This window comes from Synechococcus sp. RS9916, assembly GCF_000153825.1.
Lineage (GTDB): Bacteria > Cyanobacteriota > Cyanobacteriia > PCC-6307 > Cyanobiaceae > Synechococcus_C.
Genome location: NZ_DS022299.1, coordinates 976,413 through 1,001,385, shown reverse-complemented (window position 1 = coordinate 1,001,385; position 24,973 = coordinate 976,413). Strand labels below are relative to the sequence as shown.

Below are 24,973 nucleotides of genomic sequence, written 5' to 3'. Positions count from 1 at the left end.
GCGTGAATTACTGGCCGCGCGGTGGCGCTGGCTTGGCTTTCAACACCGGTGCCATGGCCGCGGCCATGTCGCGGATCAGCTCCGTGGAGCGGGGGTCATTGAAGGGGCCTTTCACCAGGAAGGCCGCTACAGCTCTGCTGCCATCAGGAAGTTCGATCAGACCTGCGTCGGCGTAGGCGATGCCGATGTCGCCTGTTTTGTTGTAGACCCTGTACCCCTTCAGCATCAGGCTGCTGTCGGGCTCCCCTTGCTCGCCGCCGAGGCCCTTGAGCAAACCGCCGGGGAGGAGTCGATTGGTGCGCGAGGTGCTCATCACTTCGCGGAACAAATCACGGCTGCGGGTGCTCAGCACTTCGCCGGTGTCTACCAAGGCGATGGCCCTTGCTAGATCGCGGGCGCTGGTGGTGTTCGTGCCTTTCAGATCAGGCAGCCAGTTGTTGATCTTGGTGGCACTCAATCCCAGGGTGTTGAAGCGGATGTTCACGGCCTGTTTGCCGCCCGCCCGCTCGATCATCAGGTTGGTGGCGGTGTTGTCGCTAATCCGAATCATTTCGGTGGCCACCTCATACGTGGGAAAGCGGGTGCCCACCGGTTTGTTGGCCATCCAGCCCGCACCACCGCCCACCAGGGGTTTGGTCATGGTGAGGGGTTCGTTCCAATGCAGATCGCCAGCATCCAGTCGTTCCAAGGCCGCCAGCAGGATCGGCGTCTTGATCGAACTGGCGGCTGGCAAGGCGGTATCGGCCCCCAGCTCGGCATATCGGCCGTCATCCAGCACCAGCATGAAGGCGCTCACTTTGAGATCCGCTTGCTGGGCGGCGAGGTCGCGCCAGCGTTGGCTCAAGGTGGTGACCTCGCGCTTGGTTTCAAAGCGTCCGAGGTTGTTGCCCCAAGGCTGATTGGCAGACCGGTCGTTGCGGCGGCTGCTTGAGGTTCCCAGGGGTTTGGGTGCTGGCCCACTGTTGGGCATCACCACCCAAGAGGGGAGGCTCAACTGGCCTTTCTGCACCTGAGGCGCCAGCAGTCTCAGGGCCGATCCGGTCACCACACCCAAGCCGATGCCCATCAGCATCAGCCGCAGCAACAGGCGCATCGGTTTGGCCCAGCCGGGTTGGTTGCGCTTGGAACGACTGCTGCTCACCCGGGACCGAACAAGTGCTGCCAGAGATTAGAGGCGGTGATGCCGAACCGCCCAACGCATTTGCCGCACCATTCCCCGCAGCAAGGCCACCTCATCCGCACGGATCAGGCCGCGTTGCAACAGACCGCGCACCTTGGCCATCCGCGCCCGAGCGGTGTGCTTCATCAGGAAGCCCACTTCCAGCAGCAGCTCTTCAGCATCATCGAGGCAGGCTTCCAGCGCTTTGGGCCCTGCGGGTTCGGTCTCCGGTGTCTCTGGGCTGACGAGCACGGGTTCGGCATGGGGACTCGGGCCTGTCTGCAGACGCGCGATGTCGTGCAGCACCACGGCCACAGCGTGGGACAGGTTGAGCGACGGGTAGGTGTCGCTGCTGTGCAGCGTGATCACCCGTTGGCTGAGCAGCAGTTCGGCATTGGTGAGACCGTGGTCTTCACGGCCGAACACCAGAGCGATGGGCTGTTGACCACTGCCGCTGATCGCCCAGGGCAGGACCGCCTCCGGTGGACCCAGGGGGATGGTGCCGTGGTCGAGGCGACCGGCGGTGGCCACCACCCTGCTGCAGTCACTGACAGCTGCCAGCAGGGTGGGGTAGATCCGCGCTGAGGTCAGCACAGAGCGGCCATGGACCGCCATCCGCAGTGCATCCGGATCGCTGGGGTCACAGCGGGGTGTCACCAGTCGCAGATCATGGACGGCGAAATTGGCGCAGAGTCGGGCAACGCTGCCCACATTCAGAGGGCCTGCTGGCTCCACTAGCACCACACACAGAGGTGCGGGTCCTGTCATTCGGCGTCGCTGAAGCTGTGGAGATGGGCCAGTAGGTCAGCCATTCCCTGGGGTTCAATCTCGAATCGCGGCATGGGAGGGGTCTGGCCGCTCACCACTTGCTGGATGATCTGCGGGTCGCTCAGGCGTGTGCTGACGCCTTGGAGACTCGGCCCCACCAGGCCCTGACCGGCAATGCCATGGCAACCGGCGCAATTGATGCGAAACAGCAATCCACCGTGCTGGGCATCACCATCCAGCGACCGGGTGGCCACCACGTAGGGATCCCGATTGGTGCTGGTCATCACCCAGGCCACCAAGACGATGCAGGTGATCGCCGCCACGGTGACCAAACCCGCGATCAGTCCCCGCCGCTTAGGGCTGGGGGCTGCAGCAGTTGATGACGGGGAGGTCACGATTGCGTCCAAGCCATGGAACAATTGTGATCAAGTTTTCCATTGGGCGCGACAACATGATCGAACCCCTGCTCTGCGGCATCGTCCTGGGTCTGATCCCTGTCACCCTTCTGGGTCTGTTTGTCGCCGCATGGAACCAGTACCGCCGGGGCAGCGCTCTGGGGGGCTGAGAAACAGCACCGCACTGCTGCCGTAGGAACGGCAATCCTCTTCCCGCCATCCGTCTGGGGTGGCGGGTTTTTGGTGTTTGGCGTGCTCACACAGCACAAGTGCATTGGGCTGCAGCCATTCACCATCGATCAAGGCGTCCAGGCCGCGGCTGTAAAGCCCTGAGGCATAGGGCGGATCGAAATAGACCAGATCAAAGCCAGGGTCATCGTTGGGCTTTCCTCGCTGAAGCCAGCTGATCAGGTCTCGCTGCACCACCATCACCGTGGGCATGGCCCTCTGGCCCGCGGCAGTGGCTTCCAGGTTGTTGCGGCAGATGGCTGCCGTCGGGCGGTCTTGCTCGAGCGCCACCACCCGCTTGGCCCCCCGTTGAAGGGCCTCACAGCCCATCACGCCGCTGCCGCTGCAAAGGTCGAGCCAATGGGCTCCATGCAGCTGGGGCGCGAGGATGTTCATCACGGCTTCGCGGACCCGGGCGGTGGTGGGACGGGTGCCGTTGCCGCGGGGGCTGCGCAGTTTGCGGCCACCGGTGAGCCGCAGCTGCCCCTGGCCTGCGCTGCTCACGGTGCCAGTGGAGCCCCTTGATCCAGCCAGGCGAGCCAGCGCTTGATCAGTCGCTGACCGGCATCTCCTGACTTCTCCGGATGGAACTGACAGGCGCCCAGGCGTCGCTGCCACACCATGGCCGTGGCTTCTCCTTTCCCAAAGGGAGCTGTGGCTGCCAGCACGGTGGAGTCGCTGGGGTGGGCTGCATAGGAGTGCACGAAATACATCCACTCCTCCGTGTCATTGGCGCTCAGCAGCGGGGAGGGATGGTTGGGCTTCAGTTGGGCCCAGCCCATGTGGGGAATGCGTTCCCCTTCGCCTGTGGGCAGCCGCTTCACGTGCCCACCCAGCAGGCCCAGGCCGGGAGTGCTGCCTTCATCGCTGGCTTCAAACAGCAGCTGTAGCCCAAGGCAGATGCCTAAGAGCGGCTTGGATTCGGCATGCCAGCGCTGCAGGTCAGGTACCAGGCCAGTGGCAGCCAATCGTTCCATTGCCGGATCGAAGGACCCCACTCCCGGCAGGATCAGGGCCGTGCAGGCGTCCAGGTCGCCCGGGTTGTGAACAGGGTGAAGTTCCACCCCAAAACGACGAAAGGCAATCTGCACTGAGTGCAGATTGCCCATGCCGTAATCAATAAGACCGATCGTCAAGTTGACGACTGCAATCAGAGGTACTTGGAGATCGTGCCAGAGAGGGTGGCCTTGGGAACGGCGCCAACGACGGTGTCAACCTTCTGGCCGCCTTTGAACACCATCAAGGTAGGGATGCTGCGGATGCCGTATTGGCTGGCGACGTTGGGATTCTCGTCGGTGTTCAGCTTGAACACCTTGATTTTGCCCTCGAATTCCTTGGAGATCTCATCCACGATCGGCGCCACCATGCGGCAAGGGCCACACCAGGGTGCCCAGAAGTCCACCAGCACAGGCACGTCGCTCTGGAGCACGTCCTGTTCGAAGGAGGCGTCGGTCACGGCAGCAGCGCTGGACATTCTCTTATACGAGGTATTAAGGGCGAATTTAGCAACGGTTGTCAGGAAAACCCGGGCTCGAGCTCCGTTTTGACGGGAACTGTGATCTGCCCGGATCTCCCCAAAGACAAAAAGCCCGATCGCGCCGGGCCGGGGGGTGTGAGGAGTGTGCGAGCAGAGGCCCGCACGCCAGAACCTTACCGCTTGTCTTGGGCGTCTCAGCTGCCGAGCTGAGGGCTCAGGCCTACTTGCCCATGCCCAGTTGCTGGGCCTTTTGGTAGACCTTGCCCTCGGTCAGCAGGGAGGGGGCGACGACCACTTCCACCTGCTGCATTTCTTTGATGGTGCGTGCACCAAGGGTGCCCATCGAGGTCTTGAGACAGCCCAGCAGATTGTGGGTGCCGTCATCGAGTTTGGCGGGGCCGCGCAGGATGCGCTCGAGGCTGCCGGTGCTGCCCACGTTGATGCGGGTGCCCCGGGGCAACACAGGGCTGGGGGTGGCCATGCCCCAGTGGAACCCACGGCCGGGAGCTTCTTCGGCCCGGGCGATCGGAGACCCGATCATCACGGCATCAGCGCCACAGGCAATGCATTTGCAGATGTCGCCGCCCGTGACGATGCCGCCGTCGGCCACGATCGGCACATAACGACCGCTTTCCTTGGCGTAGTCATCGCGTGCTGCGGCGCAGTCGGCCACGGCGGTTGCCTGGGGGATTCCGACACCCAGGACGCCGCGGGAGGTGCAGGCGGCACCGGGGCCAATGCCCACCATCACGCCAGCCGCGCCGGCCCGCATCAGTTCGAGGGCGACGTCATAGGTGACGCAGTTGCCGATCACCACAGGCACGCCCATGTCGCGGCAGAGCGCGGCCAGGTCGAGGGTCTCTTGGCCCTCAGGTCCGATGTGATTGGTCGAGACGACCGTCGCTTGCACGAAGAACAGATCAGCCCCAGCTTCCGCAATCGCTTTGCCGAAGCGCATCGCGGCCACAGGGGTGCCGCTCACCGCTGCAATGCCGCCCTGGGCTTTGATGTCTTGGATGCGCTTGCGGATCAGGCTTTCCTGCACCGGCTGGCTGTAGATCTCCTGCATCAGGGGGACGAACTCGTCCTTGCCCACCGACGCAATCCGATCGAGAACTGCATTGGGGTCCTCATAGCGGGTCTGAACACCCTCGAGGTTGATCACCCCCAGCGCCCCCAGCTGGGAGAGCTTGACCGCCATTCCCACATCCACCACGCCATCCATGGCGCTAGCGATGATTGGAATCTCTCGCTCGATTCCACCCAGGGTCCAACGGGTGTCGGTGACTTCGGGGTCAACGGTGCGACCGCCTGGCACCAGGGCAATTTCGTCGATGCCATAAGCCCGGCGGACAACTTTGGAGCGACCAAGCTGAATGTTCACCGCAAGCTATTGAAAGATCAGGTCAAGCTACCAAGCGGCCTAAGCCCCTCGGTTTCCCCTGACCTGAACGATTCGGTTGTGGATTTGGTCTTATTTCTTGCCGGCGAAAGAGGTCCAGCGCTGGCGGAGACCCTGGAGGACTTCGGAGCGGTCTTGGCTGCGCACCAGGCGTGTGGCGGAGAAGCGCAGCACCCAGCAGACGCCCACCAGTTCCAGCAGACCTGAGGCCAGAGGAATGTTGTCGATTGCCGCGAGAAGGCCGGCGTACACCCGCAGCACCAGGAGGGCACCGATCAGATAGGCCGCGATACGGAGGGGCTGGCGCAGTTGGGAGACCTGCTCGCCGATGTCATTGCTCTCCCACCAGGTCTTCACCTTGGTGGTGAGCAGGGCCCATTCGCCACCTTCAGGGGCGCTGTCGTCACTGCTGGGATTGGCTGGGATGGTGATCCGCTCGGCGATAACCGGATCGTTTGGGGGAGTGGGAGGCTCTGGCGCTGCAACGGCCTGTTTCGGGGCCTCTGGTTGTGCCACAGCAGCGGGCTGCGGAGTGGTGACGGGTTGGGCGGTGGCAGTGGGCGGTTCGATGGCAGATGGCTGTTCACTCGCAGATCGCTGTTCACTCGCAGATGGCTGCTCAGGTGCAGAGGGCTGCTCGGTCAGGGATGGCAGCTCGGCCTCTGTGGGCGCTGCGGGCTCGTCTTGAACGGCAGACGTCTCGTTCACTGCAGGTGTGGCGGTCGCTGCTGGCTCGTCGGCGACGGCACTGCTTGCCACTGCGGCTTCAACAGTTGCGCTCTCCACAGCAGGAGTGGAGGCATCGGCTTGATCGCTGATGTTGCTGGCCTCGCTGGATGACTCCGGAGAACTGCTGCTGACCATCTCCGCCGAAGTTCTGATCGGGGTGGAGCTAGGGCCACTAATGGATAGGCCAGAAATATTGATGTCGGAGCTCATCGCCGGGGCAAGCACGATCGCGCGCACCTTAAGGGCGATCGCCGGATTTATTCCGTTTGCCTTCGTTATTGGTGTTGATTGCAATACCTGGTGAGCCGGGCACTGCCGCGATAAACTCGCAAAGGCTTTTAGGTCTTGTATGGCGGATCCAGTGGGGCCCGGCAACGGCGGTCCCGGCGAGTCCGACGACCGGATCATCCAGACGGATCTGCGTAACGAGATGTCGCGCTCCTATCTGGAGTACGCGATGAGCGTGATCGTCGGGCGTGCTTTGCCTGACGCCCGCGACGGCTTGAAGCCCGTGCATCGCCGCATCCTCTACGCGATGTATGAGCTGGGTCTGACCAGCGATCGGCCTTACAGAAAGTGCGCCCGTGTGGTGGGTGAGGTGCTGGGCAAGTACCACCCCCACGGAGATACGGCGGTTTACGACGCCCTGGTGCGCATGGCCCAGGACTTCTCGATGTCGATGCCCCTGATCGACGGGCACGGCAACTTCGGTTCGGTGGACAATGACCCTCCGGCCGCCATGCGATACACCGAATCGCGGCTGCGGGCACTCACCACCGACAGCCTCCTCGAAGACATCGAGGCGGAAACCGTTGATTTTGCCGACAACTTCGACGGCTCACAGCAGGAGCCCACGGTGCTGCCGGCTCGCATTCCCCAGCTGCTGCTCAATGGTTCGGCGGGCATTGCGGTGGGGATGGCCACCAACATCCCTCCCCACAACCTGGGGGAGCTGATCAATGGTCTGCTGGCGCTGATTGAGAACCCCGAGCTCGAGGAAGAAGAGCTCCTCCGCATCATTCCTGGCCCCGACTTTCCGACTGGTGGTCAGATTCTTGGGCGCGCCGGCATTCGCGAGACCTACCTCACCGGACGCGGTTCTGTGACCATGCGCGGCGTGGCGGCGATCGAAACGATCGAAGCTCCAGGCCGGCCCGATCGTGATGCCGTGATCATCACCGAGCTTCCTTACCAAACCAACAAGGCGGCGCTGATTGAGCGCATTGCCGAGATGGTGAACGACAAGAAGCTCGAAGGCATCTCAGACATCCGTGACGAAAGCGATCGCGACGGCATGCGCATCGTTGTCGAGTTGCGACGTGATGCCTACCCGCAGGTGGTGCTCAACAACCTGTTCAAGCTCACGCCGCTGCAGAGCAACTTCAGCGCCCACATGCTGGCGCTGGTGAATGGTGAGCCGATCCTGCTCACCCTGCGCCGGATGCTGCAGGTGTTCATCGACTTCCGGGTCGAGACGATCGAGCGCCGCACCCGTTATCTGCTGCGCAAAGCGGAAGAGCGGGATCACATCCTGCTGGGCCTGCTGTTGGCCCTCGACCAGCTCGATCCGATCATTGCCCTGATCCGCGCTGCCTCTGACACGGCCACTGCTCGCCAGCAGCTGCAGGAGCGCCATGGGCTTACTGACATCCAGGCAGACGCCATCCTGCAGATGCAGCTGCGCCGGCTCACGGCACTGGAAGCCGACAAGATCCGTCTCGAACACGAGGACCTGGTCGCCAAGATTGCCGATTACAAAGACATTCTCGGCCGCCGCGAGCGGGTGTTCGGGATCATCCAGGAGGAGCTGACCCAGCTGCGCGATCGCTACCCGATCGAGCGCCGCACTGAAATCCTCAACATCGCCGCCGGTCTGGAAGACATCGACCTGATCGCCAATGAGCGTTCGGTGGTGTTGCTGACCGAAACCGGCTACCTCAAGCGCATGCCGGTGAGCGAGTTTGAGGCCACCAGCCGCGGCACCCGTGGAAAGGCGGGCACCCGCAGTCAGGGTGAAGAGGCGGTGAAGCTGTTCATCAGCTGCAACGACCACGACACGTTGTTGCTGTTCAGCGATCGGGGTGTGTCGTATGCGCTGCCGGCCTATCGCGTGCCCCAGTGCAGCCGCACCGCCAAGGGCACCCCGGTGGTTCAGCTGCTGCCAATTCCCCGGGAAGAAGCGATCACCACGCTGCTGGCGGTGTCGGAATTCAGCGATGACAGTGATTTGTTGATGCTCACCAGTGGTGGGTTCATCAAGCGCACCCGCCTGTCGGCCTTCAGCAACATCCGTTCCAACGGTTTGATTGCCATCAACCTTGAGGAGGGCGATGCTCTCACTTGGGTGCGTCAGGCGGTGCCGGGCGACAGCGTGCTGATCGGCACCAGGGCCGGCATGACCATCCACTTCCGCCTGAGCGATGAGGAGCTTCGCCCTCTTGGACGCACCGCCCGTGGCGTGCGCTCCATGAATCTCCGCGACGGAGATGCCCTGGTGAGCATGGATGTGCTGCCGGTCGAGCTGGCCGACAAGGTGGCCCAGAGCAGCGACGACGCGGCAGACGACGACGAGGGATCTGCAGCTAGCGAAGGCCCGTGGGTGCTTGTGGCGTCCGCGAGCGGCCTGGGCAAACGAGTTCCTGTGACCCAGTTCCGCCTGCAGAAACGGGCCGGCATGGGTTTGCGCGGCATGAAGTTCCGCAATCAGGGCGATGAGCTGGTGGCCTTGCGGGTGCTTGGCGCCGGCGAAGAGCTGCTGTTGGTGAGCGAGAAGGGGGTGATCGTGCGCACCAGTGCCGATGCCATTCCTCAGCAATCGCGTGCTGCTACAGGTGTGCGTCTGCAGAAGCTCGACAAGGGCGACAGCCTGCTCAAGGTGGTGCTGGTGCCGCCGCAAGCGGAATCCGATGAGGATGACGCTGACGCCACTGCGCCTGATACGGAAGCCGCTGAAGTGCCCGAAACCAGCGCAGAGCAGGACAGCTGATCTTGCCGGACAACTTGGCTGGTGCTGATCACCTCGATGTGTTGGTGCTGGGGGGCGGACCTGCTGCCCTCTGCATTGCCTCAGAACTGAATCAACGGGGCGTTGCTGTGGGCTGCATTGCCCCGGATGCGGTTGATGGTCCCTGGCCGAACACCTACGGCATCTGGGCGGATGAACTGAAGGCGGTGGGTCTCGAGCACCTGCTGGAGCACCGCTGGAGCGACACCGTCAGTTATTTCGGCGAAGGCGGATCAACGGCTCAGGATCAGAGCCATGCCCACGGGATCGACTACGGCTTGTTTGATCGGGCAGCGCTGCAGCGCTACTGGTTGGATCGCGCCGACGGTGTGGTGTGGCATCAAGGCACAGCCCAGCGAGTGGAGGTGAAGGGTGCAACCACCAGCGTCAGCTGTGCATCGGGCACCAGCTTGCAGGCGCGCCTGGTGATTGATGCTTCTGGTTCGCGCACGCCCCACATTCGCAGGCCGGATCAGGGGCCGGTGGCGGGCCAGGCGGCCTACGGGGTGGTGGCGCGTTTCTCCCAACCGCCGATTGATCCGGGACGGTTTGTGTTGATGGACTATCGCTGTGATCACCTCAGAGAGGAGCAGCGCAGCGAACCGCCAACGTTTCTGTATGCGATGGATCTGGGCGATGGGGTGTTCTTCGTGGAAGAAACCTCGCTCGCCTTGGCACCGGGTGTTCCCTACGACGTGCTCAAGCAACGGTTGCAGCAGCGTTTGGATCTGCGCGGCGTTGAGATCACTGAGGTGATCCATGAAGAGTTCTGCCTCTTCCCGATGAACCTGCCGCTGCCGGATCGCAACCAACCGGTGCTGGCCTTTGGGGGTGCGGCAAGCATGGTGCATCCTGCCTCGGGCTACATGGTGGGTGCGCTGCTGCGGCGCGGACCAGCCTTGGCTCAGGCCTTGGCCGAAGCCATCGCCAATCAAAGCCTTGGCTCAGCAGCGTTGGCGCAACGGGGATGGCAAGCGCTCTGGCCGATGGAGTTGGTGTTGCGCCATCAGCTCTATCAGTTCGGCTTGGGCCGATTGATGGGCTTCAACGAAGCGTTGTTGCGCACCCATTTCGCCACCTTTTTCTCGTTGCCGAGGGAGGAGTGGTTTGGCTTCCTCACCAACACCTTGCCATTGCCACGCTTGATGGGGGTGATGCTGCGCTTGTTCGCCCTATCCCCATGGGAGTTGCGGCGAGGGCTTGTATTAGGGGCGGCGCAGGATCAAGCTCCGCGGTTTTGAGGATTTCTCCCTCAGTTGAGGGAGACGGCTTGGCGTTGAACTCCCTCATCTAAGGGATTGCGGTGGTGTTGTGGAGCCGTGCCCAGTCTGCGGGCTGGATCAGTGGGAACAGGGCATCTTCCGTTTCCACGTCCACCAGCCAGCCTTCGGGCAGTTCTTCGCGGTGGTCGATGGCGGCCATCAAGCGCCAGAAGCGCCCCAGGTGGCGTTCCACCCGTTCTTTGGCCAGTTCGGTGGTGGTTCCTGAGCGCAGGATGAAGCTCCAGTCGCTGGATTGGGCCAGTAGTAATTCGCGGCCAGCCTGGTTCAACAGGCGTAAATCAGCCTCGCTTCCCACACCCCGGCTGCAGCGGTCCACCATCGTTTGGCCGGCTTTGCTCCACTCGGGCACGATCCAGGCGTTGGTCTCGTTCAGCCAGTAGTCGTGGAAGCCACCGCGGCCCCAGCTCGATGGGCAGGGGTCACACACCTGCAGGTTGGGTGTTCCGCCCAACGCAGCCCGCAGGCTGCTGAAGCGCACGCCCTGCTCAGGTCCTTGGCGGAACAATTCGGCCAGGAACTGGGGCCCTTCAAACCACCAGTGGCCAAAGAGCTCGGCGTCAAAGGGCGCCACAAGTAGCGGTGCGGTGCCCATCCCTGCCTGAAGGTTGGCGAGTTGGTCGCGGCGGCCTTGGAGAAAGTGCTGCGCGTGTTCGCGGGTGCGGGCTTGCGCCTGCACCGGTTGGTAGGGCTGCTTGGCATCCAGCGGAGCGCTTTGGTTGCTGACGCGATGCAGCTTCAGCCCAAGGGGGCGCTGGCCGGGAAGGCCATGGGCGGCGATGCGCTCCGGGGGAAGATCCCAGCCCAGGTCGCGGTGGAACTCGCGGTAAGCGGGATCGCCGGGGTAGCCATCTTTGGCAGACCACACCGGCAGGGTGGCGTCGCTGTCACGCCCGAAGAAAGCCACCCCATTGCGGCTGCAAATCGGGGCGTAGACCCCATAGCGGGGCCGCGGTTTGGCGTGCAGCAGGCCATGGCCGTCGAGAACGGCGTAGCGGAGGCCGGCATCACGCATCCAAACGTCGAGGCCTTCGTAGTAGGCGCACTCCGGCAGCCAGATGCCCAGGGGGCGTTCACCCAGCAGACGCTGGTGTTCGCGCACCGCCGTGCGCAGCTGGGCGCGCACCGCTTCAGGGTGCTCACGCAGCAGAGGGAGGTAGCCGTGAGTGGCGCCGCAGGTGAGCAGATCCACCACGCCTTGGCGCTGCAGGGCTGCAAAGCGGCTGATCAGATCGCCATTGCAGGCATGCCAGCTGGCGAGATGGCGTTCGATCGTGGCCTGAAGGTGAACTGCTGCTTCCCGTCGATCGGCAGGTGCTTCGTGAAGCAATCCCAGCCGTGCCTTGATCCACTGAGGGAATCGCCGCTGCAGGGTGGGGTCAGCCAGCAGCGAGAGCAGCGTGGGCGAGGTGCCCATGGTCAGCTGAGGTTGCTGCTGTGGATCAGCTGCGGCTGCCTCCAGGGTCTCCAGCAGCGGTAGGTAGCACTCGATCAGGGCCTGAAAGAACCAGTCTTCTTCCAGGGAATTGGGCGCCGTCGCCCGCACATAGGGAAGGTGGGCGTGGAGAACAAGAGCCAGTGCTCCGCTTTCCACGCTCCCTCCCCAACAGTCGCCTGAATGTACCGGTAATTGCCCTGGCTTCAGCAGGTTTCGACACGCCCGCTCGCTTAGACTGGGCTAACTCATAGTCATTCCGACTAGCGCCCCCACGCGAGGTTGCCATGGCCAAGGACCCCGGCCGCGTTTTGATCTTCGACACCACCCTGCGGGATGGTGAGCAATCTCCTGGCGCCAGCCTCAATCTTGAAGAGAAGCTGGCCATTGCCCAGCAGCTGGCGCGCCTGGGCGTCGACGTGATCGAGGCGGGGTTCCCCTTTGCCAGCCCCGGGGATTTCTCGGCCGTGCAGCGCATTGCCCAGCAGGTGGGCGGCGAAAACGGTCCGATCATCTGCGGCCTGGCGCGCGCCTCCCGCGCTGATATCAAGGCCTGTGCTGATGCTGTAGCGCCGGCGCCTCGCCGTCGCATTCACACCTTCATCGCCACCAGCGACATCCACCTCGAACACAAATTGCGCAAGAGCCGCAAGGAGGTGCTGGCGATCGTGCCGGAGATGGTGGCCTATGCCCGCTCTCTGGTGGATGACGTGGAGTTCTCCTGCGAAGACGCAGGCCGCAGCGATCCCGAGTTTCTTTACGAGGTGATCGAGGCCGCCATCGCTGCCGGCGCCAGCACCATCAACATTCCCGACACGGTCGGGTACACCACCCCGTCGGAATTTGGTGCCCTGATTGGTGGCATCAACACCCACGTGCCCAACATCGATGAAGCGGTGTTGTCGGTGCACGGCCACAACGATCTCGGCCTGGCAGTCGCCAATTTCCTCGAGGCGGTGAAAAACGGAGCACGCCAGTTGGAGTGCACCATCAACGGCATCGGTGAACGGGCCGGTAACGCTGCGCTGGAAGAACTGGTGATGGCGTTGCACGTGCGTCGCCGCTACTACAACCCCTTCTTCGGTCGAGCAGAGGATTCACCTACGCCGCTCACGGCGGTGCGCACGGAGGAAATCACCAAAACTTCCCGCCTGGTGTCGAATCTCACCGGCATGGTGGTGCAGCCCAACAAGGCGATCGTGGGGGCCAACGCCTTTGCCCACGAGTCGGGTATCCATCAAGACGGGGTGCTGAAGAACCGGCTCACCTACGAAATCGTTGATGCCCAGACCGTTGGCCTCAGCGACAACCGCATTTCCCTGGGCAAGCTCAGTGGCCGCAGTGCTGTGCGCGCTCGCTTGGAAGAGCTCGGCTACGACCTCAGCCGCGATGATCTCGATGAAGCGTTTGCCCGTTTCAAAGATCTGGCTGATCGCAAGCGTGAAATCACCGATCGTGATCTAGAAGCGATCGTGAGCGAGCAGGTGCAGCAACCTGAAGCCCGTTATCAGCTGAAGCTCGTGCAGGTGAGCTGCGGCAGCAGCCTTCAGCCCACGGCCACGGTCACCCTGGCCGATGAAGAGGGGCAGGAGCAGACCGCTGCTTCCATCGGCACCGGTCCGGTGGATGCGGTGTGTAGGGCCCTGAATGCCCTGGCAGGCGTTCCCAATGAGTTGGTGGAGTTTTCGGTGAAGTCCGTCACCGAAGGCATTGATGCCATGGGTGAGGTGACCATTCGCCTTCGCCGCGATGGCCAACTTTTCTCCGGTCATTCGGCCGACACCGATGTGGTGGTGGCGGCAGCTCAGGCGTTTGTGAATGCCCTCAACCGGCTCGTTGCCGGGCAGCACCATCAGCCCATCCACCCGCAGCGAGACACCGCTGAGGTGTCCGCCCGCCCGAGCCTCTGAGTCGATGCCTGCTTCTGCGCGCTCCCGCGCTGGCGCTGTGCTTCAGCTGCTGGTGCTGATCCTGTTGGCCCTGGTGGTGCTGGTTCCCCTGCTCTGGTTGGTGAGCACGTCGTTGAAGGGGCCTGCCGAAGACATCTTCACGTCACCTCCAGCGTTATTGCCGGCCCAGCCCAGTCTTGAGGCCTATGGCCGTTTGTTCCGCCAAAACCCTCTGGGGACCTACCTGCTCAACAGCACCATCGTGAGTGTGTTGGCCGTGGTCGCCAATTTGTTGTTTTGCTCCCTGGCGGCCTATCCCCTGGCCCGCATGCGATTTGCAGGCCGTGGTCTGGTGCTGGCCTTGGTGGTGGCCACGATCCTGATCCCCTTTCAGGTGGTGATGATTCCTCTCTATCTGCTCATGGTGCAGCTGGGGTTGCGCAACACCCTGATGGCCTTGGTGATTCCCCAGGCTGCAACGGCGTTTGGCCTCTATTTGCTTCGGCAGAGCTTTCTGGCGGTCCCCGTGGAGCTGGAGGAGGCGGCGCGCATCGATGGCTGCAGCAAGCTTGGTGAATGGTGGAACGTGATGATTCCAGCGGCCCGGGCGGATTTGATCACCCTGGCGATGTTTGTGTTCATCGGCACCTGGAGCGATTTCCTCTGGCCTCTGGTGATCCTCGATGACCCTGGTCTCTACACCTTGCCCCTGGGATTGCAGCAGCTGGCCAGCAGCTTTTCGTTGGATTGGCGCGTTGTGGCCGCTGGGGCCGTGGTCTCCATTCTTCCTGTGCTTGTGCTGTTCGTGCTGTTGCAGCGTTTCATCCTGCCCAGCGCCAGCAGCGATGCGGTGAAGGGTTAAGGCGTTGCGCTGAATGGATCGGGCAACAAGCGATCCCGCGTTTGGCTCTGCTGGAGCTCTGACAGACGCCGCACTTGTTGCTCAAGCTCGAGGAGCTCGGTTTGTTGTAGGGCGGTTCTGCTGATCCGGTCTTCCAGTTCCCGCTGATTCTTCTGCAGCTGTTGGAGTTGCTGATCCAGCAGTGCATCGTTGGCTGAGGGTCTCTCCTGCAGCAGTTGTTCCAGTTCGCTCAGGCGTTGCTGCAGTTCATTGATGCTGCTGGTTTGGTGGCCGAGGGCTTGCCAAAGCACCAAGAACAGCACGCTCAACATGCTCATGCCTGCCACGGGGACCAGTGTCCAGGCTGCTCGTTTCCACTCCATCGCTGCCGGTTGCCCTGATTGCGTCAGGTGTAGCAGGGCAACGGCACAATGGTTGCGCAATGTGAGTTGTGGATGGCTCTTGCCGATCTCGATCAGCTGCTGGCGATGCGTGGCGAAGATCCCGATTTGGCTAAGCGGATGGCTGGGCCCCTGGAGCTGGAGGAGTTAATCGTCCTGGCAGCTGAGCGAGGCCTTCAAATCACGGAGGCTGATGTGTTCGCTGCGCAGCAACGGGAGCAATCCACGACGCCAGCCAGTCAGTTGCAGCAACAAGCAGCCCAGGAGTCTCGTCGCCTGCGCCATTTCATTCACGGCTGAGCGTCTGGTGTTCACCGACACCGCCTCAATCGCCAGGCTCGCGTCACCATGAAGTGGTGATTGAAAGGCATCAACTTGGCTTCTGTTGATTGCGCTCTGGAACACATCAGTCTTGAGGGATCAACTCCTTCCTCAGACCATGCTTTGCATCTGCCGCTGCGCTGTGATGACAGCCAGGATCTGATCGAAGCGGATCATTTTCTGGCTTGGGATGAGTTGCTGGGGCTGCGCTGATTGCAGCCCTTTGCGCTCAGCGCAACATCACTACATCCGGGATTTCCCCCATGATCTGACCGATCCACAGGGCGTGGGTCAAAGCCCCTTCATGGCTGTGAAAAGCCCAGGCATGATCGGCGGAATTGACTGAATCAATGCGTTCGTCCTGCCCAGTGATGCACAGGTAAGTGCCGGCGCGCGGGCAACGGAGTACAAACCGTTCGCGGGAATTTGTCGTCATCCGCATCACCGTCGGAAAGCAGGTTCACTCTTTCGATAGCGACAGCACTTGCAACGCTCTTTCAGATCGTTTGTTTTCCTTCAGGCTGCAATCACGCTTGGTGACTTCCTTCCGGCATGGGTGAACTGCGCAGCCAGATCAGTCCATCAGGAGCTGCGAAGCGGCTCTGGTGTCCGCCCTCGCGAAACCAGCTCTGCTGCAAAGGGGTCAGGGTTGGCACCTCCAGATCCCATTGCTCTTGGAAGTACGTCTTGATCTGCTCCTCGGTGGCAGGTTGCGCTTGTTGCCAATGCACCAGGGCCATCTCCACGGGTCTGATCGACACGGTGGCCAGCCGTTCACCCTCGCTGCCGCCGGTCACGATGTCTTCCTTGACTGCCTCTTCTGTGATGAATAGACGCAGGGGTGAGCTGCAATCGCGGCCATCGAGGGGGTATTTGCAGAGATAGAGGGCGCGGGCTTTCTTGAATAGGGCGGAGGGGGCCCGTTGCATCAAGTGTTCAAAGGCCTGCTGGAGCCTGGCGTGGGCCATTGTTCTGGGCGTTGTGTGTGTTGAGCATCGTTTTGGCGCCAGTAACGCCGCGATGCAACGCAATAGAGCATCCCGCATTGTGGGCTTCTGGCCGAGGCTTTGGCGAACCCCTCGATCGCCGTTCAGTGGTCTGCTAACCCGCTAGACCGTGGCTGTGTGGCATGAACGGCGATGTGGGTGAGTGTTGATCTCTGCGTGGTGCCCCTTGGCGTGGGGGTGTCTTTGGCTCCCTACGTGGCGGCCTGCCAGCAGCAGATTGAGGCGGCTGGGTTGGACCATGAGCTTGGACCCAATGGCACGGCCATTGAGGGTGAGTGGGACGCGGTCTTCGCTTGCGTGCAGGCCTGCCATGCAGCGGTGCATGCGCTGGGGGCGCCGCGGGTCTACACGACCCTCAAGGTGAACACCCGCACCGATCGTCAGCAGAGCTTCCGCGACAAGGTGGCCAGCGTTCGGGCCGCAGGCTCGGATGGTGCTGCTGGCTGAGACCGGCGAGAGAACGACCGGCGAAAACCGGAGAACTTCTGTGCAAAACGAACCCACAAGACCTGGCCTGAGTCCAATTGGACTAGGTCTGCGATTTGGATCCTGTGCGGGTTCGCGTTCTGGTCTCTGCCCTCATCGCAGGTTTGATTGCAGCGACGGACGCCGCGACCGGGACGGGCTCGGGCCTGAAGGCAGAAACCTGGGATCGCATCGGCACGTTTGCGGCTGTGCTGCGCCGCGCCGGTACGACAACGCTGGTGGCCCGTGATTGCCCCAGTTCGTTGCTCGGGGCATTCCACTCCGAACGCAACGCCGTTCTGATCTGTGCCAACAACCTGCCCAATGATCCCGCTGAGGTTTGGGGGGTTCTGGCCCACGAGGCAGCCCATGTGATGCAGCACTGCCGGGGTGGTCCGCTGTTGATTGACAGTGAGATGGATCGCGCCATCGCCCGGGTGCGGCAGCGGGCTCCGCGCCTGTTCAAGGAGCTGAGGCTGTATCACAGCAGTCAGCAGCGCGATGAAGTGGAAGCCCGGCTGGTGCAGACACTTCCTCCGGCTCAGGTGGAGGCCTTGTTCCAGCGGTTCTGTGGCAAGCGCCTGAGCGGCGCTGAGTCGTCCTAGGAGGCGGAGGCATGGAGGAACAGCAGCCGATCACGCCACTCACAGGCCCTGTCTTCGATGCCGATGGTCGCCTCACGTATATGGGCGTGGATGGCCGCCGCTATGTGGTGGATGAGGGGGCTGAGTTGGATGAGCAGGAAGCGGCTCAGGTGATCGAGGTGCTGCAGCAGGCCGGGGGGGTGTTTGAGCAGATCGAAGCCGATTGCCGCCGCTGGCTCGACATCGTGCAGGCTTCACCTCTCAACAACGAGGAAGCGCTGACCCTGTTGCTGGCCACGTTGGAAACCCTGCTTGAGGAGAAAGACGACGACAACGCCGAGCAGACCTAATGCAGCTGCGCTGCGCCCTTACGGTGAGCAGGTTCATGCATGACGGCTGTCGATGAATTCCAGCGTGCGCGGCTACTGGGTGATGACCTGGCTGGGATTGATCGGCAATGTGGTGGCTCTTCCCGTGATCGGGTGGTTTGCCTTCCTCACGCCCAGCCTGCGGGTGGCCAACATCAGCCTGGCCTTTGCCCTGGCCTGGCCTGCTGCTGTGGTCGGGATCGTGGCGGCGGCGGGCTTGCTGGCGGAGCGTCGTTGGGGTGGCATTGTGGCGATCGTGGCCCTCTCGATGGCCCTGGCATCGTCATTGCCCTACGGGATCGTCCGCTTTGCGTTGCATGCGGTGGGTGCTGATGCCATTGCCATGGGCTGGCTGTCGATGCTGTTGGCCCTTCTCAACCTGTTGGCCTTGCTGTTCTGGTGTCGCCCCCAGTTGCGCCGCGGTGGTCCTCTCTAAATGCGGGCTTCCGATGCACCGCCCCTGTTGCATCAAGATCCTTGGCTGCTGGTGGTGGACAAGCCCGCAGGGCTCCTCAGTCAGCCCGGCCTGGGACCTGAACTGAGGGATTCTCTGATTACCCGTCTGCAGCGGCAGGAGCCGGGTCTTGCCCTGGTGCATCGCCTCGACCGAGACACCTCAGGTGTGTTGCTGCTGGCCCGTACGCCTGAGTCCCTGCGGGCTTTGAGCGCCCTGTTTGCTGCCCGCCGGGTGCACAAGCTCTATGGCGCCGATGTCTGCGCGCCTCCCCCTGGCCTTGGTGGTTGCATCGACGTACCCCTGGCCCGCCTGCAGCGCCACCCTCCTCGCTACGGCGCCGATCCGGATGGCCGTGCCTGCCGCACCCGCTGGCGTCTGTCCGGGCGGGATGCATCGTCACGGCGGATTTGGTTGCAACCGCTCACGGGCCGCTCTCACCAGCTCCGGGCCCATCTGGCGTCGCTTGGTTGTCCAATCCTCGGGGATCCCATTTATGCCGCCGATCAAGGCCGGTCGGCCACAGGGCGCATGCATCTCCATGCCACAGCCTTAAGCCTCCGTCATCCGTTCACCGGGGAGCGTTTGCGCTGCCGCAGTGCCATGCCCTTCTAGGCCGGGAATCCTTTCTTGTAAGCCTGAATGGGGTAAGGAATGCGGCGGTGGCGCATCCGCCTCCACACCCGCACGAAGGCGCGGATCACCAGCTCCACTTCGGTTCGGCTCAGGCTGCTCAAGCGCAGCTGCCCGTCTCGCTGGCGGGCCTCCACAATGCGCCGCACTGTCTGTTTGGCCTGGGCATCGCTGGTGTCGGGTGGCAGCGAGCGCAGGGCGGCTTCGCAGCCATCCGCCAACATCAGGATTGCGGTTTCCCTGCAGCGGGGGCGGGGACCCTTGTAGCGGAATCGCTTCTCGGCGATCGAGGGATCCGCTTCTCGTGCCTTGTGCAGGAAGTACCCCATCTTCAAGGTGCCCTGGTGCTCAGGGATGAAGTCGGCCAGGGGACGCGGCAGGCGATAGCGGCGGGCCAGTTTCAGCCCCTCATCCACGTGGGCTTGGAGCACGCCGGCACTGGCGAACGGGTCATTCAGACGGTCATGCGGATTCTCGATATCCCCCACCTGATTCTCGATGAACCATTCCGGTGCATGGAGTTTGCCCACATCGTGGTAGAGCGAGCCGGTGCGAATCAGATCGATATCTGCGCCGATCGCCCGGGCTCCCTCTTCCGCCAGGCTGCAGATCATCAGGGTGTGTTCAAAGGTGCCGGGCGCCTCGGACGACAGCCGCCGCAGCAGGGGACGTTCCTGATCGGCGAGTTCCATCAACCGGGCTCGGGTCAGCAGGCCAAACGACCCCTCCAAGATCGGCAACAACAGGATCGCCACCATCAGCAGAATCCCCATCACCAGGGCTTCTGAGGCGAGCTCGCCCGCATCCGGGGCCAGGCGTGTCCAGGCGCTGTTGCCGGCATTGATCTGGCTGCGCAGCAGCAACCACTCCGCCAGCAAGGCGCCGAGCGGCAGCAGCACGGTGAGCTGAAGCAACTGGGCGCGACTGCGCACTCGGCCCGCCTGGAGGGCGGCCACCACCGCAATGGCCGCAGCGATCATCAGCCGTCCTTCGCCAAGACCGTTCACCGGTAGAGGCCACAGCAGGCTGGCAATGGCGAGCCAAGCCAGGCCACAGCTGGTGCCCAAGCCCTGGGCCAAGAGCAGTGTTGGCGGCACCAGCACGGCCAGGGGGCTGACGGCAGCGCCAAACCAGATCTTGCTGCCCTGCACCAGCAGCAACAGTCCCAGGGCGAGTAAGCCATGGGACGCCTCAAGGGAGGGCCGTTCCCTGCGCATCAACAGCAGCAGCACCCCGCAACCGGCTAAGGCTTCGGTGAAACGCGCGGCCCAGATGCCCAGCCGAGGGCTGCGGCTCACAAGCCCGAAGTAATCGAGCACGTCGTATTCCTGGGGGCTGATCGGTTCCCCTTTGCGGGTGATCAGGCTGCCCTTGGTCACCTCAATGGTGGGAATGCCCTGTTTGGTGATCAGCGTCTCGATCTTGCGCTGACTGAGCACGGGATCGGTGCGCAGGTTGCTCGTTCCTTGAAACGTGCTGGCCAGCAACTTGCTGCCCAGGCTGCGGGCCGGGTCTCCTGGATCCCCAAGGTTGTCGAGTTGCAGGGAGGCCGCATCGCGAAGCTGGGCGAGCGCCAGGGTGTTCACCAGCCCCTGGCTCAGCATGCGGTTGGCCGCATCACGGATCGCGGCCTGCCACTCCGTGGTGGCCTGGGGCGTTTGTTGGGCCAGCCACTGTTGTTCTTCAGGGCTGAGATTCACGGGTCCCACCCGATCCGCTGCATCGCTGCGGGCGACCCGTTGCAGTTCCAATAGCTGCCGCTCGAGGCGCTCCCGCAGCCGCTGGCTTTCTTGGCGGTCGATCACCTGCACAAAGGTGCGTGGCACCAGGCTGCTGCGCCGCTGCTCGAGGGCTTCGCTGTCCACCACCAGAGCGTCCTTCGGGGCGACCGCATCAAAGGGGGCTGGAACGCCGGGTCTGAGATTGGGCTCCGCTAGCCATGGCCAACTCGAAACCAGGGCCACCAGCAGGCAGACCACCAGCAGGCCGGCTTTGAGCACCGGCGGCCAGCGCAGCACAGGCCGTCGGGGCGATTCGTTGCGAAGCCAGCTGTGCCAAAGCCGGCGTAGGCGTTGGAAGCGAATCACAGCGGCGGACGTTGAACACAAACGCTAGCTCTACCGGACGGGCATGCTGGAGAGAGCGATGTCGCACGCAATGGCTTTGAGGCTGGATGGCAAACAGCTCGCCGCAGAGCTGGAAGAGCGTTTGAGCAAGGAGATTGCGGCCGGAACGGCGCAGGCAGGCCGTCCGCCCGGCCTTGCGGTGCTGCGGGTCGGTGATGACCCCGCCAGTGGTGTGTACGTGGCCAATAAAGAGAAGGCCTGCGCCCGCATCGGCGTGGCCAGCTATGGATCCCATCTGCCCCAAGACAGCACCCAGCAGGAGGTGCTCGATGCAATCGCGGCGCTCAATGCCGATTCCCGTGTGGATGGGATCCTGCTGCAGCTTCCCCTGCCGGCTGGTCTCGACGAGGGTCCGTTGCTGGCAGCGATTGATCCGGACAAGGATGCCGACGGTCTCCATACCCTCAACTTGGGTCGCCTGCTCAAAGGTGAGCCCGGCCCTCGCAGTTGCACACCAGCGGGGGTGATGGCCTTACTTGCTCGTCATCAGCTTTCGTTGGAAGGCAAACGTGCTGTGGTGGTGGGTCGCAGCATCTTGGTGGGTCAGCCGATGGCGTTGATGCTTCAGGCCGCCAATGCCACGGTGACGGTTGCCCATTCCCGCACTACCGACCTGGCGGCCGTTACGCGACAGGCGGATGTGTTGGTGGTGGCGGCGGGCAAACCACGCATGATCGGGGCCGAGCACGTCTCGCCTGGCGCGGTGGTGGTGGATGTGGGTATCCATCGGCTGCCGCCTCCTGCCGACGCTCCGGAGGGCACCAAAGCCAAACTCTGCGGTGATGTGCGCTCTGAGGAGCTCAGTGAAATCGCCTTAGCCTTGTCACCCGTGCCTGGTGGGGTGGGTCCGATGACCGTGACCATGCTGCTGGTGAACACAGTGGTGGCCTGGTCCCGCCGCCATGGCATCGATCACGGTCTTGCGGATCTGGTGGTTTGAGTGTCGTGGCGGTGGTGCAGGGTCTATGTCCAGCTGTATCCAGCTCTGCTGAGTGGCCCCTTGGCCTGAGAGAATCCCGCCAGCATGATCTCACCCCATGACCGCCGCGGCGACCAGTTCCGAGAGCGCCCGGTCAGGGGGTGATCAGCAAGCCTTTGATTTCAAGGCCTACCTGGGCTCTCAGAAGCAGCTGGTCGAGGCCGCGTTAGACGACTCCCTTGGTCCCGAGCGTCCGGAGTCCTTGCGAGAAGCGATGCGCTACTCCCTGCTGGCAGGGGGCAAGCGACTGCGACCGATCCTCTGCCTGGCGGCCTGTGAACTGGCGGGTGGGGATCCAGCTCTGGCCATGCCCACCGCTGTGGCTCTGGAGATGATCCACACCATGTCGCTGATCCACGATGATCTGCCGGCCATGGACAACGACGACCTGCGCCGTGGTCGTCCCACCAATCACAAGGTGTACGGCGACGCTGTGGCGATCCTGGCGGGCGATGCCCTGCTCACCCGCGCCTTTGAGATGGTGTCGCTGCGCAGCCCAGGGGTGCCTGCCGAGCGTTTGCTCAAGGTGGTGGCCGAGCTGTCGCTGGTGGCGGGAGCCCCCGGCTTGGTGGGCGGCCAGGTGGTCGACCTGGAATGCGAGGGCAAGGATGTCGATCTCGACACCCTCGAATACATCCACCTGCACAAAACCGGTGCGCTGCTCAAGGCCTGCGTGATCACCGGTGCCCTGATCGGCGGTGCCGATGAGGCCCAACTGGATTCCTTGCGCACCTATGCCCGCGGGATCGGCTTGGCCTTCCAGATTGTTGACGACATCCTTGATGTCACGGCCAGCAGCGATGTGCTCGGTAAAACCGCCGGTAAGGATTTGATCGCTGACAAAACCACCTATCCCAAATTGCTGGGTCTTGAGGAATCCCGTCTGCGGGCCAAGGGCTTGATTCAGGAGGCCAAGACCTCGTTGGATGCTTTCAAGCCAGTTGGAGGTGGTTCGGTGCAGGCCGCACCGCTCCTGGCCCTGGCGGATTACGTGATCGGGCGTGATTGCTGACCATGCACGCTGTCTTGTTCTCCAGCCTTTCTCCAGCCGCTCAGCTTCTGGATAACGGGGTTCTCGCCTGGGGCTTGGTCGCCTGCGGCTTGGCCCAGTTGTCCAAGCTGCTGATTGAACTAGTGCTGCATCGCCGCTGGCGGCCTGCCGTTCTGATCGAAACCGGTGGGATGCCATCGAGCCATTCCGCCCTTGTGACCGGCACAGCCGCAGGGGTGGGCTGGCAATGCGGATTCAATGATCCGTTGTTTGCCTTGGCCGCCACTGTGGCCTTTGTGGTGATGTACGACGCCAGCGGCATTCGCCGCGCTGCCGGTTTCACCGCAGCCCGCGTCAACGCCCTCCCCGACAGTGCTTGGGAGGAGACCCCGGCCAAGCCCCTGAAGGAAACTCTTGGTCACTCGCGTCTTGAGGTGCTGGTGGGCAGCCTGCTGGGCCCAGCCATTGCTTTGCCCGGACTGGCCTGGGCAGGATCTCCACTGGAGCTGGCGCATCGCATCGGTCAGGCAATCGGGTGAGTGACGCCGAAGCCCCCTTCCCCGGGGATCTCACCGCAGACCTCACGGATGATCAGCGGGAGGCGGCCGATGCCTTCGCTGCCTGGCTGAAGAGCAGCTCCCCTGGGGTCCCTTTTGTGCTCAGCGGGTTTGCCGGCAGTGGCAAAACCTTCCTGTCGATGCGCCTGTTGCGCATGGTGGAGGCCACCGGGCTGTGCTGGACCGTGGTGGCGCCCACCCATAAAGCAGTCGGTGTTTTGCGCCAGGCCCTCAATCTCGAAGGCTTGCAGCCCACCTGGTATCCCTCCACGATTCACCGCCTGCTGCGCCTCAAGCTCAAGCGCCAGGGCGACCGTGAGTTGTGTGAGCCCACCGAGCAGACAGCCATGGCCCTGGAGCATCTGGGGCTGGTGCTGATCGATGAAGCGTCGATGGTCGACAGCTCCCTTTTGCAGGTGGCTCTGCAATGCGCTCACCCTTTCCGCACCCGTCTGGTGTTTGTGGGGGATCCGGCGCAGCTTCCGCCTGTTGGAGAGGCGGACAGTCCGGTGTTCGCAATGGAGCGCGCCAACGCCGCCTGTTTGCAGCAGGTGGTGCGACATCAGGGGCCTGTTCTGCAGCTGGCGAGTTGTCTGCGGGAAGGCAGCCTGGCCTGTGAGCGTCCGCCGTTGCTGCCGCTGTGCTCCACGCCGCAGGGAAGTGTGGCCAGTCTCGATCGCTCCGCCTGGCTCGTGCGTGCTCAGGAGGCGCTCAAACAGGCTTCGGTCTGCGATAACCCCGATGCGGCCCGCATTCTTTGCTGGACCAATCGCAGTCTGGAGCAGTTGGTTCCCCATGCCCGCCGGGCGATTCATGGTGAGATGGCCGACCAGATGCCGGTGTTGCCTGGTGAGGTGCTGATCACCCGCACTGCGGTGATGGCACCCGCCTCCAGGGATGGGGCAGAAACCGGGGAGGAACCCGATCTGGTGCTGGGCTCGAACCGGGAACTGGTGGTGGAAGACGTCACACCAGAGCGTTGTGACCTCAGCCAATTCGGCCTCAGTGATGCCGACCTCAATGGCGGCGGCCAGCTGTCACTGGGTGGCCTGGGCACACCGGTGATTGACACCCTCAATGCCCGGGTGCGTTGTGGTGAGTTGGAGCTCACGCTGCGGCTGCAGCCACCGGTGGGGAGTGAGGCACGCCAGCAGCTCGACAGGGTGTTGCAGCGCCTGCGCACCCAGGCCCGTGATGCGGGCAAGCGCAATGGCCGCCCGCTGTGGCGCCGCTTTTTTCTGATTCGCGATGCCTTCGCCTCTCTCGGGCCTGCAGCCGTGCTGACCGTGCACCGCAGTCAGGGCAGCAGTTTCGGGGAGGTGTTTGTGGCCGATGACGTCTTCTGGCCCCAGGATCTGGCCCTGCGCCGTCAGTTGGTTTATGTGGCGGTGAGCCGGGCCCGCCACGCCGTTTGGTTGGTCGGTCGTCAGGCTCCATCGGCCCTGAGCCAGCGCTGGCAGGACGCCCTGGCTTAGGGCCT

The 24,973-nt window shown here is 63.2% G+C and carries 28 protein-coding genes and 1 pseudogene; 16 read left to right on the top strand and 13 right to left on the bottom strand.

Going from position 1 to position 24,973, the window contains the following annotated elements:
- Positions 1–7: 7 nt before the first annotated feature.
- The 3 genes from RS9916_RS05410 to RS9916_RS05400 are packed head-to-tail and all read right to left on the bottom strand — an operon-like array spanning position 8 to position 2,322.
- Positions 8–1,141: a serine hydrolase gene (locus tag RS9916_RS05410; RefSeq protein WP_007098269.1), complete on the bottom strand. Its 1,134-nt coding sequence runs from the start codon at positions 1,139–1,141 to the stop codon at positions 8–10.
- A 27-nt stretch (positions 1,142–1,168) separates the two neighbouring features.
- Entirely contained in the window at positions 1,169–1,927 is a 759-nt protein-coding gene (locus RS9916_RS05405) for an RNA methyltransferase (RefSeq protein ID WP_038023342.1), read from the bottom strand.
- Entirely contained in the window at positions 1,924–2,322 is a 399-nt protein-coding gene (locus tag RS9916_RS05400; protein WP_038024220.1) for a c-type cytochrome, read from the bottom strand. Before RS9916_RS05400 ends, RS9916_RS05405 begins: the two co-directional genes overlap by 4 nt.
- 56 nt (positions 2,323–2,378) lie before the next feature.
- Between RS9916_RS05400 and petG the strand changes: the two genes are divergently transcribed.
- The gene (petG, locus tag RS9916_RS15105) at positions 2,379–2,492 is read left to right on the top strand and encodes a cytochrome b6-f complex subunit V (RefSeq protein ID WP_006041770.1); all 114 of its coding nucleotides are present in this window, start codon (positions 2,379–2,381) and stop codon (positions 2,490–2,492) included.
- A 10-nt stretch (positions 2,493–2,502) separates the two neighbouring features.
- On the opposite strand, the pseudogene rsmD reads toward petG, so the two are convergent.
- The 5 genes and pseudogenes from rsmD to RS9916_RS14095 form a co-directional block, all read right to left on the bottom strand.
- Positions 2,503–3,054, bottom strand: a pseudogene (gene rsmD / locus RS9916_RS05395) (16S rRNA (guanine(966)-N(2))-methyltransferase RsmD); the annotation flags it as partial.
- Positions 3,051–3,686, bottom strand: coding sequence for an imidazole glycerol phosphate synthase subunit HisH (hisH, locus tag RS9916_RS05390; protein ID WP_071961553.1), 636 nt, complete (start codon positions 3,684–3,686; stop codon positions 3,051–3,053). The pseudogene rsmD and the gene hisH, both read right to left, overlap by 4 nt.
- Positions 3,687–3,700: 14 nt before the next feature.
- Positions 3,701–4,024: a thioredoxin gene (gene trxA / locus RS9916_RS05385; RefSeq protein WP_007098263.1), complete on the bottom strand. Its 324-nt coding sequence runs from the start codon at positions 4,022–4,024 to the stop codon at positions 3,701–3,703.
- Between the two features lie 223 nt (positions 4,025–4,247).
- Entirely contained in the window at positions 4,248–5,411 is a 1,164-nt protein-coding gene (locus RS9916_RS05380; protein WP_007098262.1) for a GuaB3 family IMP dehydrogenase-related protein, read from the bottom strand.
- 90 nt (positions 5,412–5,501) lie between these two features.
- Complete coding sequence (locus tag RS9916_RS14095) at positions 5,502–6,395, bottom strand: CAAD domain-containing protein (protein ID WP_198003402.1); 894 nt, start codon at positions 6,393–6,395, stop codon at positions 5,502–5,504.
- Positions 6,396–6,507: 112 nt separating this feature from the next.
- Between RS9916_RS14095 and gyrA the strand changes: the two genes are divergently transcribed.
- Positions 6,508–9,144 carry a DNA gyrase subunit A gene (gene gyrA / locus RS9916_RS05370; RefSeq protein ID WP_007098260.1) on the top strand — a complete coding sequence of 879 codons (2,637 nt, stop codon included), beginning with the start codon at positions 6,508–6,510 and terminating at the stop codon, positions 9,142–9,144.
- Positions 9,145–9,158: 14 nt separating this feature from the next.
- Positions 9,159–10,403, top strand: a complete 1,245-nt coding sequence (gene crtL, locus RS9916_RS05365) for a lycopene beta cyclase (RefSeq protein ID WP_007098259.1) — start codon at positions 9,159–9,161, stop codon at positions 10,401–10,403.
- Between the two features lie 49 nt (positions 10,404–10,452).
- Here crtL and RS9916_RS05360 read toward each other — a convergent pair whose 3' ends face one another.
- Complete coding sequence (locus RS9916_RS05360) at positions 10,453–12,036, bottom strand: glycoside hydrolase family 57 protein (RefSeq protein ID WP_007098258.1); 1,584 nt, start codon at positions 12,034–12,036, stop codon at positions 10,453–10,455.
- A 128-nt stretch (positions 12,037–12,164) separates the two neighbouring features.
- Here RS9916_RS05360 and RS9916_RS05355 point away from each other — a divergent pair, with 128 nt between their 5' ends.
- Entirely contained in the window at positions 12,165–13,787 is a 1,623-nt protein-coding gene (locus RS9916_RS05355) for a 2-isopropylmalate synthase (RefSeq protein WP_007098257.1), read from the top strand.
- Positions 13,788–13,791: 4 nt separating this feature from the next.
- The gene (locus RS9916_RS05350) at positions 13,792–14,628 is read left to right on the top strand and encodes a carbohydrate ABC transporter permease (protein WP_007098256.1); all 837 of its coding nucleotides are present in this window, start codon (positions 13,792–13,794) and stop codon (positions 14,626–14,628) included.
- Here the strand turns inward: RS9916_RS05350 and RS9916_RS05345 are convergent.
- Positions 14,625–14,945, bottom strand: coding sequence for a hypothetical protein (locus tag RS9916_RS05345; protein ID WP_198003401.1), 321 nt, complete (start codon positions 14,943–14,945; stop codon positions 14,625–14,627). The two genes, RS9916_RS05350 and RS9916_RS05345, sit on opposite strands and share 4 nt — an antisense overlap.
- A 117-nt stretch (positions 14,946–15,062) precedes the next feature.
- Between RS9916_RS05345 and RS9916_RS05340 the strand changes: the two genes are divergently transcribed.
- Entirely contained in the window at positions 15,063–15,308 is a 246-nt protein-coding gene (locus tag RS9916_RS05340) for a Nif11-like leader peptide family natural product precursor (RefSeq protein ID WP_038023335.1), read from the top strand.
- A 75-nt stretch (positions 15,309–15,383) separates the two neighbouring features.
- Positions 15,384–15,542 carry a hypothetical protein gene (locus tag RS9916_RS14335; RefSeq protein ID WP_156777471.1) on the top strand — a complete coding sequence of 53 codons (159 nt, stop codon included), beginning with the start codon at positions 15,384–15,386 and terminating at the stop codon, positions 15,540–15,542.
- A gap of 16 nt (positions 15,543–15,558) precedes the next feature.
- On the opposite strand, the gene RS9916_RS05335 is transcribed toward RS9916_RS14335, so the two are convergent.
- Both RS9916_RS05335 and RS9916_RS05330 read right to left on the bottom strand, forming a co-directional pair.
- Positions 15,559–15,765, bottom strand: coding sequence for a hypothetical protein (locus RS9916_RS05335; RefSeq protein ID WP_038023331.1), 207 nt, complete (start codon positions 15,763–15,765; stop codon positions 15,559–15,561).
- Positions 15,766–15,856: 91 nt separating this feature from the next.
- On the bottom strand, positions 15,857–16,297 hold the full coding sequence (locus RS9916_RS05330; protein ID WP_007098250.1) for a hypothetical protein: 441 nt from the start codon (positions 16,295–16,297) through the stop codon (positions 15,857–15,859).
- A 171-nt stretch (positions 16,298–16,468) separates the two neighbouring features.
- On the opposite strand from RS9916_RS05330, the gene RS9916_RS05325 reads away from it, so the two are divergent.
- The 5 genes from RS9916_RS05325 (at position 16,469) to RS9916_RS05305 (ending at position 18,822) form a co-directional block, all read left to right on the top strand.
- Complete coding sequence (locus tag RS9916_RS05325; protein ID WP_007098249.1) at positions 16,469–16,783, top strand: MTH1187 family thiamine-binding protein; 315 nt, start codon at positions 16,469–16,471, stop codon at positions 16,781–16,783.
- A gap of 104 nt (positions 16,784–16,887) precedes the next feature.
- A complete protein-coding gene (locus tag RS9916_RS05320) occupies positions 16,888–17,406 on the top strand; it encodes a hypothetical protein (RefSeq protein ID WP_198003400.1) in 519 nt (172 codons plus the stop codon).
- Positions 17,407–17,417: 11 nt separating this feature from the next.
- A complete protein-coding gene (locus RS9916_RS05315) occupies positions 17,418–17,735 on the top strand; it encodes a hypothetical protein (RefSeq protein ID WP_007098247.1) in 318 nt (105 codons plus the stop codon).
- A gap of 52 nt (positions 17,736–17,787) precedes the next feature.
- Positions 17,788–18,189 (top strand): hypothetical protein, encoded by a 402-nt coding sequence (locus tag RS9916_RS05310; protein WP_007098246.1) that lies wholly within the window; start codon positions 17,788–17,790, stop codon positions 18,187–18,189.
- Positions 18,190–18,822, top strand: coding sequence for an RluA family pseudouridine synthase (locus RS9916_RS05305; RefSeq protein ID WP_007098245.1), 633 nt, complete (start codon positions 18,190–18,192; stop codon positions 18,820–18,822). It abuts the gene before it with no gap.
- Here RS9916_RS05305 and RS9916_RS05300 read toward each other — a convergent pair.
- A complete protein-coding gene (locus RS9916_RS05300; protein ID WP_007098244.1) occupies positions 18,819–20,927 on the bottom strand; it encodes an HDIG domain-containing metalloprotein in 2,109 nt (702 codons plus the stop codon). The genes RS9916_RS05305 and RS9916_RS05300 overlap by 4 nt on opposite strands.
- 70 nt (positions 20,928–20,997) lie before the next feature.
- Here RS9916_RS05300 and folD point away from each other — a divergent pair, with 70 nt between their 5' ends.
- From folD to RS9916_RS05280, 4 genes are all read left to right on the top strand, one after another.
- Positions 20,998–21,906 carry a bifunctional methylenetetrahydrofolate dehydrogenase/methenyltetrahydrofolate cyclohydrolase FolD gene (folD, locus tag RS9916_RS05295; RefSeq protein ID WP_007098243.1) on the top strand — a complete coding sequence of 303 codons (909 nt, stop codon included), beginning with the start codon at positions 20,998–21,000 and terminating at the stop codon, positions 21,904–21,906.
- 97 nt (positions 21,907–22,003) lie between these two features.
- Entirely contained in the window at positions 22,004–22,957 is a 954-nt protein-coding gene (gene crtE, locus RS9916_RS05290) for a geranylgeranyl diphosphate synthase CrtE (RefSeq protein WP_007098242.1), read from the top strand.
- A 2-nt stretch (positions 22,958–22,959) separates the two neighbouring features.
- Positions 22,960–23,475: a divergent PAP2 family protein gene (locus tag RS9916_RS05285; protein WP_038023327.1), complete on the top strand. Its 516-nt coding sequence runs from the start codon at positions 22,960–22,962 to the stop codon at positions 23,473–23,475.
- Positions 23,472–24,968, top strand: a complete 1,497-nt coding sequence (locus RS9916_RS05280) for an AAA family ATPase (RefSeq protein ID WP_007098240.1) — start codon at positions 23,472–23,474, stop codon at positions 24,966–24,968. The genes RS9916_RS05285 and RS9916_RS05280 overlap by 4 nt, the downstream gene beginning before the upstream one ends.
- The last annotated feature ends 5 nt before the right edge of the window (positions 24,969–24,973 follow it).